Consider the following 8,186-nt stretch of genomic DNA (forward strand, 5'->3'; position numbering starts at 1 on the left):
TTCATCGCCGGCCTGCTGCTGGCCGAAACCGAATTCCGTCGCGCCGTCGAACTGGCGATCGAGCCGTTCAAGGGCCTGCTGCTCGGCCTGTTCTTCGTCTCCATCGGCGCCGGCCTCGATCCGATGGAAGTGGTCCGGCATCCGGGCGCCACGCTCGGGGTGGCGGCGGCGCTGATCCTCATCAAGGCGCCGCTGGTCATGGCGCTGTCGCGGCCGTTCGGGCTACGCTGGAGCAAGGCGCGCGAGGTCGGCCTGCTGCTCGGCCCCGGCGGCGAATTCGCCTTCGTCATTCTCTCCTCGGCGGTCGCAGCCCATATCCTCTCGCCGGAGCTTGAGGACGAAATCCTGATCGGCGTCACCCTGTCGATGATGCTGATCCCGTTTTTCGCCGCCCTGGCCGCGCGCACGGCGCCCAAGAAGGAGATTTTCCTGCCGGGCCCCGAGCCGAGCGAACTGGCGCCGGCCTCGCGCGTCATCATCGTCGGCTATGGCCGCGTCGGCCAGATCGTCGGGGAGCTGATGCGCGTCCACAAGATCGACTATCTCTGCGTGGACGGCGATCCAGGCATCGCCGCCCAGGCCCGCACGCGCGGCGATCCGGTCTATTGGGGCGACGCCACCAACCAGGATTTCCTCGACCGCTGCGGCCTCGGCACGGCCCGCGCCTTGGTCGTGACCATGCATGCGCCGAGCGCGGTGGACGCCGTGGTGCGGCAGGCGCGCGCGTCGCGGGCCGACCTGACCATCGTGGCGCGCGCCCGCGACGCCGCCCACGCCCGCTCGCTCTACAAACTCGGCGCGACCGACGCCGTGCCGGAGACGATGGAGGCGAGCCTGCAATTGTCCGAGGCCGCGCTGGTTGATATCGGCGTGCCGATGGGCCTGGTCATCGCCTCGATCCACGAGCAGCGCGACATCTACCGCAAGACCCTGATCGCCGACGAAAGCCAGGCCGCCGCGCCGCGCCCGTTCAAGGCGCGGCGGCAAAAGCGCGTGGCGAAATGAAGCTTCGACGCTTATTGATGGATAATATTCACGATCCATTACCTTTGCGCAGACAAGGCTGGCGCGAACGGATCCGGTTAAACCCTCGGTAACGACCGAGTCATAGCGTTTCTCTCGCTGAAACAGGTTTTTAGAAAAGACCTGCCCGGCCGTTTCATATTTTTATTGACGAGAGAATCCTATGAAAAAAGCTTTGACGATACTTGGCGGCCTGTTTCTGGTCCTTCTCGTCGCGCTTGGCGGCGTCATCGGCTTCGGCGTTGTTCAAGGCGGCAAGCTCGACGTCGAGAGCAAGGCCTATGTCGACGCGACGCTGCCTCGCGTTCTGGCCGATCCCAGCGCCAGCAATTTCTTCAGCTTCATCGCGCCGAAAGACAAGGCGAAATTGGACGCCGCGACGATCGACCAATTCGCGCAGAAGGTTTCGACGTCGCTGGGGCAGTTCCAGTCCTTCGACGATCTCAAGGGCAGTTCGATCGCGATGTTTACCCCGGACGGCGCTGACATCCAGGCGAAATATCTCGCCCGCTGCCACTATGAAAAGGGCTCCGTGACGGCGACGATCACCGTGCGGAAAACGGGCGAAAACTGGAGCCTGATGGGCGTCTTCCTCAATTTCGACACCCTGGAGCGGAATCCGGCGGCGCCGTCGCGGGCGTAAGATCGCCCGCGCCTTTCCTTGAAGGGAAGCAAGTCCGCCGGAAGAGCCGAGGCTAATCCAGCGGCAGCGCCACGAAACGCGCCTGGCCCTGGGCGTTGGCGATCAGCAGCAGCGCCGACTTGCGTCCGTCGGCCTTCGCCGCCTTGGCCTGCGCGACCAGATCCTCCGGCGCATTGACCGCCTGGCGGTTGATTTCGAGGATCACGTCGCCCGGCGAGAGCCGCTGTTCCGCCGCCGGCGTATCGCTATCCACCTTGACGATGGCGACGCCGGTCTTGACGCTGTCCTTGATCTGATATTTGGCGCGCGAGGCGTCGCTCAGCGCGACGACATCCATGCCGAACACATGGGTCTTTTCCTCGCGCGGCGGCTGTTTCGGCGCCGGCTCGGGCCTGTCGGCCTTGGCTTCCTTCTCCTGCAGCCGGCCGAGCGTCACCTTCTTGGTCTGCTCCTTGCCGTCGCGGATCACGACCACCTCGACCTCCTTGCCGACGGGAGTCGAGGCCACGATCTTCGGCAATTCGCGCGCGTCCGGCACCGGTTTGCCGTCGAAGGTCACGATGACGTCGCCGGGCTTGAAGCCGGCGCTGGCCGAGGGGCCCTTTTCGTCAATGCCCGAGATCAGCGCGCCGCGCGCCTTGCCGATGCCGAGGCTCTCGGCAATCGCGTCATCGACGTTCTGGATGCGCACGCCGAGCCAGCCGCGCCGGGTCTCGCCGAATTTGATCAATTGCTCGATCACCGGCTGCGCGGTGTTCGCCGGCGTGGCGAAACCGATGCCGATCGAGCCGCCGGACGGCGACAGGATCGCCGTATTGATGCCGATCACCTCGCCGGCCATGTTGAACAGGGGACCGCCGGAATTGCCCTTGTTGATGGCCGCGTCGGTCTGCAGGTAATTGTCATAGGGTCCGCTGTCGATATTGCGGCCCTTGGCGGAAATGATGCCGGCGGTCACCGAGCCGCCCAGCGCGAAGGGATTGCCCACCGCGATCACCCAATCGCCGACGCGCGACTTGTCGCTGTCGCCGAATTTCACCGCCGCCAGCGGCTTGGGCGGCTTCACGCGCAAAACCGCGAGATCGACCTTGGCGTCCTTGCCGACGATCTCGGCCTTGAGCTTGGAGCCGTCGGTGAAGATCACCTCGACGTCATTGGCGCCGTCGATGACGTGATTATTGGTGATGACGATGCCGGCGGCATCGATCACGAAGCCCGAACCGAGCGAGCTGGAGCGACGGGGATGGCCCTCCCCGTTCTGCTGCTTGCGGCGCTTGAGATATTCCTCGAACATGTCGTCGAGCGGCGAGCCCGGCGGCAGTTTGGGCGCGTCGGCGTCTTTTTCCTCGACGGCCTGCGTCGTCGCGGAAATGTTCACCACCGCCGGCGTCACCGATTGCGCGAGATCCGCGAAGGATTCGGGCGCCGGCGCGGCGCGTAGCGGCGCCGGCTGCAGCGCGGCCAGGGCGCCCGCGACGGCGAGTCCCGCGAGCAGGCGGCGGGGGGCGAAGGTCCTGATCCTGGTCTTGCTCATTGCTGCCTCACTTTTTCGCTGTCGCGCTCACGGCGGCCGTCACGGCTTGGCCGTCGCCTTGCCCGAGGCGTTGTCGAAGAAACGGAAGAAATCCGAGCTGGGCGAGATCACGAAACGCGCGCTCTTGTTCTTCAGCGCGGAATCATAGGCCTGCATCGAACGGTAGAAAGCGAAGAAATCCGGGTCCTTGCCGAACGCTTCGGCGAACACCCGGTTACGCTCGGCCTCGCCTTCGCCGCGCATCGAATCGGCCTGCTGCTGCGCCTCCGCCACGATCACGGTGGCGTCGCGCTGGGCGGTGGCCCGGATCTGCTGCGCCTCCTGCTGGCCGAGCGCGCGGAACTCCGCCGCCTCGCGCGCGCGCTCGGTGCGCATGCGGTCAAACACCTTTTCCGAAATCTGGCGCGGCAGGTCGACGCGCCTCATGCGGGCGTCGACAATGGAGACGCCGAAGCGCGCGGCCTCCGTATTGACCTGATCGCGAATCCGCGTGGTCAAGGCGGCGCGCTCGTCGCGGACGATCTGGGTCTGGTTGGCCTCGCCCAGCACGCGCCGCACCGCCGAATTGAGCACGGAGGCGAGCTGGTTGTCGGCGCGCGCGACGGTGCCGACGGTTTGATAGAATTTCAGCGCGTCGGTGATGCGATAGCGCACGAAGGCGTCGACTTCGAGCCGCTGGTTGTCGGCGGCGAGAATCTCCTGCTTCGGCGATTCCAGATCGAGAATGCGATTGTCGATATAAACCACCGATTCGATGAACGGCAGCTTGAAGTGCAGCCCCGGCTCGGTGATGAGGCCGCGATTGGGCACCGGCTCGCCGAAACGCAGCAACAAAGCCTGCCGGGTCTGCTTGACCTCGAAGGTCGACGACAGCGCCACAACGAACAGGAATACCGCGCCGGCGAGCAGCGCGAGCCATTTCGACGAGATCATTGCTGGCCTCCCGTCGTCGCGGGCTTGGCGGATTCGGCCGACTTGGCGCCGAAATCGAGCGGCGCCAGCGGCAGCAGCGGAGTCGTTCCGGCGGCGCGGTCGAGGATGACCTTGTCGCCCGATCCGAGCACGCGCTCCATGGTTTCGAGATAAAGCCGCTCGCGGGTCACGTCCGGCGCCTTCCTGTATTCTTCGAACACTTTGAGATAGCGCGCCGCCTGGCCGCGCGCCTCGGCGACCGTCTGCTCGCGGAACGCTTCCGCGTCGCGCGTGATTCGGGCGGCCTCGCCGCGCGCCTGCGGCACGATCGAATTGGCCGCCGCCTGCGCCTCGTTGACGAAGCGGCTGCGATCCTGCTGCGCCGCCGTCACGTCGCGGAAAGCGGCGATGACGGTCGGCGGCGGATCGACCGAGAGCAATTGCACCTGCAGGATCTGGACGCCGGCGCGGTAGGAATCGAGCACCTGCTGCATCGACGTCTGCACAGCCGGCTCGATCACCTTGCGCTCGGCGGTCAGCAGGCGCTGGATCTGGGTGCGACCTACGATTTCACGCATGGCGCTTTCCGCAACCGCCTTAATGGTTTCGACCGGGTTCTTGATGTTGAAGGCGAAATCTTCGGGATGGGCCGGATCGATCTGCCAGATCACCCGGAACTTCACGTCGGCGATGTTTTCGTCGCCGGTCAGCATCAAGCTTTCTTCAGGAACCTCGGTCGCATTCGGCGAATCGGCGCGGCCGATCGTGCCGATATCGATGGAATTGCGGTCGGTGACATTGAGCCGGATGACGTCGCCGATCGGCTCGGGCCAGACATAGTTCAGGCCCGGCCCAGTTTTGCCGACATAGCGGCCGAACACCAGATTGAGGCCGACCTGATTGGGCCCGACCGTATAAAAGCCGGTCGCGAGCCAGAACAACACGGCCACGGCGACGAGCGCCAACACGCTGCGCGGCGAGAAATCGCCAGCCGTGAGATTCTGAACGCGGTTCTGCGCCTTGCGCACCCAGGCCTCGAAATCGGGGCCAGGTCCACCAGAGCCGCCGCCGGAGCCGCCGCCCGAACCGCCGCCAAACGGGCCGCCGCCGAACGGACCGCCGCCTCCCCCTGGCGCGCCCCACGGATTGCCGGGGCCGCCGCCCTTGCGCGCGTCATTCTTGCCGGCGTTTCCCCAAGGATTGCGCTTGCCGTCCGAGGGATCGTTCCCTTCCGGCTTTGGCGGCTGGTCGCCGCCCTGATTGCTCCAGGGCATGAAGTCCTCAACTCTTCGCGCCGCGACGCCCGCGGCGTTTCGGCCCCATCTATATAGAGTGCGGCCGGAACGGGCACAATTGTCGATCAAATATGTCGGTAATCGACATATTCCAGCCCGACTTCATCGCCCGGGCCGCGTTCGGGCGTCTCGCGCCACGTCTCGCGCCATTGCGTCCAGTCGACCTCGGGAAAGAAGGCGTCGGCCTCGGGCGCGCAATCGACTCGCGTGAGGCGCAGATAGGCGGCGCGCGGCAGGCCGAGGCGGTAAAGCGCGGCGCCGCCGGCGAGGATGATCTCGGCGGCGTGCATGGAGCGGGCGAGCGCCGCGCCAAGCGCCAGCGCCTCGTCGAGATCGCCGGCGAGATGCAGATGATCCGGCCGCGCGCCGGCGAGAAAGCCCGGATCGCGCGTCACGACAATGGTCACCCGGCCGGGCAAAGGCTTGCCGATCGACTGATAGGTCTTGCGCCCCATGATGAGCGGGCGGCCCCAGGTGATGTCGCGGAAACGCTTGAGATCGCTCGGCGCGCGCCAGGGAATGGAATTGTCCTTGCCGAGCGCGCCATTGCGGGCGACCGCCGCGACCAATGTCAGCGGAACCGATTCGCTCATACCGCGACCGGCGCCTTGATCGCCGGCTGCGGATGATAATCCTCGAAGGCGATATCGTCGTAAGTGAAGGAGAACAGATCCGTTTTCGCCGGATTGAGCTTCAGCCGCGGCAAGGGTCCCGGCGCGCGCGAAAGCTGTAGCCGCGCCTGTTCATAATGATTCGAGTAGAGATGGGCGTCGCCGAAGGTGTGGACGAAATCGCCGACCTCCAGCCCGCAGGCCTGCGCCACCAGATGGGTCAGCAGCGCATAGGAGGCGATGTTGAAGGGCACGCCGAGAAAAAGATCGGCCGAGCGCTGATAGAGCTGGCACGACAGCCGGCGGACGCCATCCACTTCCGCGACATAGAACTGGAACAGGCAATGGCAGGGCGCCAGAGCCATCTGCTCGATCTCGGCCGGATTCCACGCCGAGACCACCAGCCGGCGCGAGAACGGATTGGTTTTGATCTCGCTGACCAGCCAGGCGATCTGGTCGTAGGTCCGGCCGTCGGCGCCGGCCCAGGAGCGCCATTGCCGGCCATAGACCGGGCCGAGATCGCCGTTTTCATCGGCCCATTCGTCCCAGATGCTGACGCCGTTCTCTTTCAGATAGCGGATATTGGTGTCGCCGCGCAGGAACCACAAAAGTTCATGGACGATGGATTTGGTGTGCAGCTTCTTGGTCGTCAGCAGCGGAAAGCCGGCGCGAAGGTCGAAACGGAGCTGCGCGCCGAAGATCGAGGTGACGCCGACGCCCGTGCGGTCGCTTTTGGCCACGCCCTCGTCGAGGACGCGCTGAAGAAGGTCGAGATAGGCCCGCATGGCTCCTGCCGCTCTGGATTGAGCCGCGCAGTTTAGCGATTCTGCCCGCCGTGGAAACCCGTCAGGGTTCGATCAGCTTTCTATACACATGCCAGGAGGCGTGCCCGATCAGCGGCAGCACCACCGTCAGGCCCAACAGGCCGGACAAGAGTCCGAAGGCCAGAAACAGCCCGATCACCAGCGCCCAGGCCAGCAATTGCCAGGGATTGGTCAGCACGGATTTCACCGAGGCGATCATGGCGGTGACGAAATCCACGTCGCGGTCGAGCAGCAGCGGGCAGGACACCACCGAGACCGAGAAGATCGTGAAGGCGATCAGGCCGCCGACGAGATTGCCGACCAGGATGAACAGCAGTCCCTTGGGCGTGGACAAAGCCTCCTGAACGAACTGGGCCGGGTCGGGCATATGGGCGCCGTAGAACATCAGATAGAGGAAGAAGGCGTAATCGATCCACAGGATGAAGGAGAACAGCGAGACCAGGCACATCCAGCCGAGATCGCGGCCGCCGCTGGTCTTCACCGCGCCCAGAATCGCGCCCCAGGACAAAGGCTCGTCCTTCTCCAGGCGGCGACTCACCTCATAGATCACCGCCGCCGAAAAGGGCGCGATCAGCGCGAAGCCGGTCAGGAAAGGGTAAGTGAAGAAATGCAGGCCCGACAGCCTGGCGAAGAAGATCGCGATCCAGCCGCCGAGCGTATGTAGCGCGCCGATGGTCAGGCCGTATTGCGGCGCGCGTTTCAGATCGCTCCAGCCGGAAACCAAAGCGTTGAAAATATCGTCCTTGTGCAGCTTGCGCACAATCACGTCGCGTCGCGCCGCGCGCGCGGCCTCGCTCGGCGCCTGTTGGGCCTCGTCCTGCATGAATTCTCCCCATTGTCCTCGCCGGACGCCCGCTTTTGCAGGTCTTTCCGACGACAGATTGCGGCAGGCGCTCGCAACCGGCAAGAGGCGCCGACGCGCTGGAACAAGAGAATCTCGGCGTGGCCCCCTTTCGTCCACGCTTCGCCTTCTCTATATTCTTTTGGCCGCCTTCCGGCGGCTATGGCGATAAATGGTGATCGGAATAAGCCTTTCGGACCCGGGGGCGGTACCCGGCGCCTCCACCCCGGCCCGTCTCAGCTTTTCAGGAAGCGCGAGGCGGGCCGCGGCGGGGGCGAAATAGGATCGACGAGGGTGTAAAGGGTCTACTTTTGCCCGGCATGATACCGCCGTTATCGGGTCAAACTTATAGTTGCCAACGACAACTATGCTCCGGTCGCCGTCGCCGCGTAATGCGGCGCTAGCACCGAAATCAAAGTCCTGAGGCTTAGCCGTTTCAGGCGGGGTCCGGAGGCGCCTGGCAACAGAAGCCTCCACTTTCTTCCTGCCGGCGCGCGAGTCCC

8 protein-coding genes and 1 other RNA gene are annotated in these 8,186 nt (G+C 65.0%); 3 read left to right on the top strand and 6 right to left on the bottom strand.

The features are described 5' to 3' along the window. Nucleotides 1-1,005: NAD-binding protein (locus ACE3S9_RS10755; RefSeq protein WP_374546456.1), on the top strand; the 1,005-nt coding region annotated here is incomplete at its 5' end. Between the two features lie 181 nt (nucleotides 1,006-1,186). Continuing rightward, nucleotides 1,187-1,666 carry a hypothetical protein gene (locus ACE3S9_RS10760; RefSeq protein ID WP_374546457.1) on the top strand — a complete coding sequence of 160 codons (480 nt, stop codon included), beginning with the start codon at nucleotides 1,187-1,189 and terminating at the stop codon, nucleotides 1,664-1,666. Between the two features lie 52 nt (nucleotides 1,667-1,718). On the opposite strand, the gene ACE3S9_RS10765 is transcribed toward ACE3S9_RS10760, so the two are convergent. From ACE3S9_RS10765 to ACE3S9_RS10790, 6 genes are all read right to left on the bottom strand, one after another. Next, the gene (locus ACE3S9_RS10765) at nucleotides 1,719-3,200 is read right to left on the bottom strand and encodes a DegQ family serine endoprotease (protein WP_374546459.1); all 1,482 of its coding nucleotides are present in this window, start codon (nucleotides 3,198-3,200) and stop codon (nucleotides 1,719-1,721) included. A gap of 39 nt (nucleotides 3,201-3,239) precedes the next feature. Then, nucleotides 3,240-4,133, bottom strand: coding sequence for a protease modulator HflC (hflC, locus tag ACE3S9_RS10770; protein ID WP_374546460.1), 894 nt, complete (start codon nucleotides 4,131-4,133; stop codon nucleotides 3,240-3,242). After that, on the bottom strand, nucleotides 4,130-5,386 hold the full coding sequence (hflK, locus tag ACE3S9_RS10775) for an FtsH protease activity modulator HflK (protein WP_374546461.1): 1,257 nt from the start codon (nucleotides 5,384-5,386) through the stop codon (nucleotides 4,130-4,132). Before hflK ends, hflC begins: the two co-directional genes overlap by 4 nt. A gap of 86 nt (nucleotides 5,387-5,472) precedes the next feature. Next, nucleotides 5,473-6,000 (bottom strand): dihydrofolate reductase, encoded by a 528-nt coding sequence (locus ACE3S9_RS10780; protein ID WP_374546462.1) that lies wholly within the window; start codon nucleotides 5,998-6,000, stop codon nucleotides 5,473-5,475. Continuing rightward, nucleotides 5,997-6,803 carry a thymidylate synthase gene (locus tag ACE3S9_RS10785; protein ID WP_374546463.1) on the bottom strand — a complete coding sequence of 269 codons (807 nt, stop codon included), beginning with the start codon at nucleotides 6,801-6,803 and terminating at the stop codon, nucleotides 5,997-5,999. Before ACE3S9_RS10785 ends, ACE3S9_RS10780 begins: the two co-directional genes overlap by 4 nt. Nucleotides 6,804-6,864: 61 nt before the next feature. Further along, nucleotides 6,865-7,665, bottom strand: coding sequence for a DUF2189 domain-containing protein (locus ACE3S9_RS10790; protein WP_374546464.1), 801 nt, complete (start codon nucleotides 7,663-7,665; stop codon nucleotides 6,865-6,867). 124 nt (nucleotides 7,666-7,789) lie between these two features. Here ACE3S9_RS10790 and ssrA point away from each other — a divergent pair. Continuing rightward, nucleotides 7,790-8,161: a transfer-messenger RNA gene (gene ssrA, locus ACE3S9_RS10795) on the top strand. Nucleotides 8,162-8,186: the final 25 nt, after the last annotated feature.

The organism is Rhodoblastus sp., assembly GCF_041915505.1.
Lineage (GTDB): Bacteria > Pseudomonadota > Alphaproteobacteria > Rhizobiales > Beijerinckiaceae > Rhodoblastus.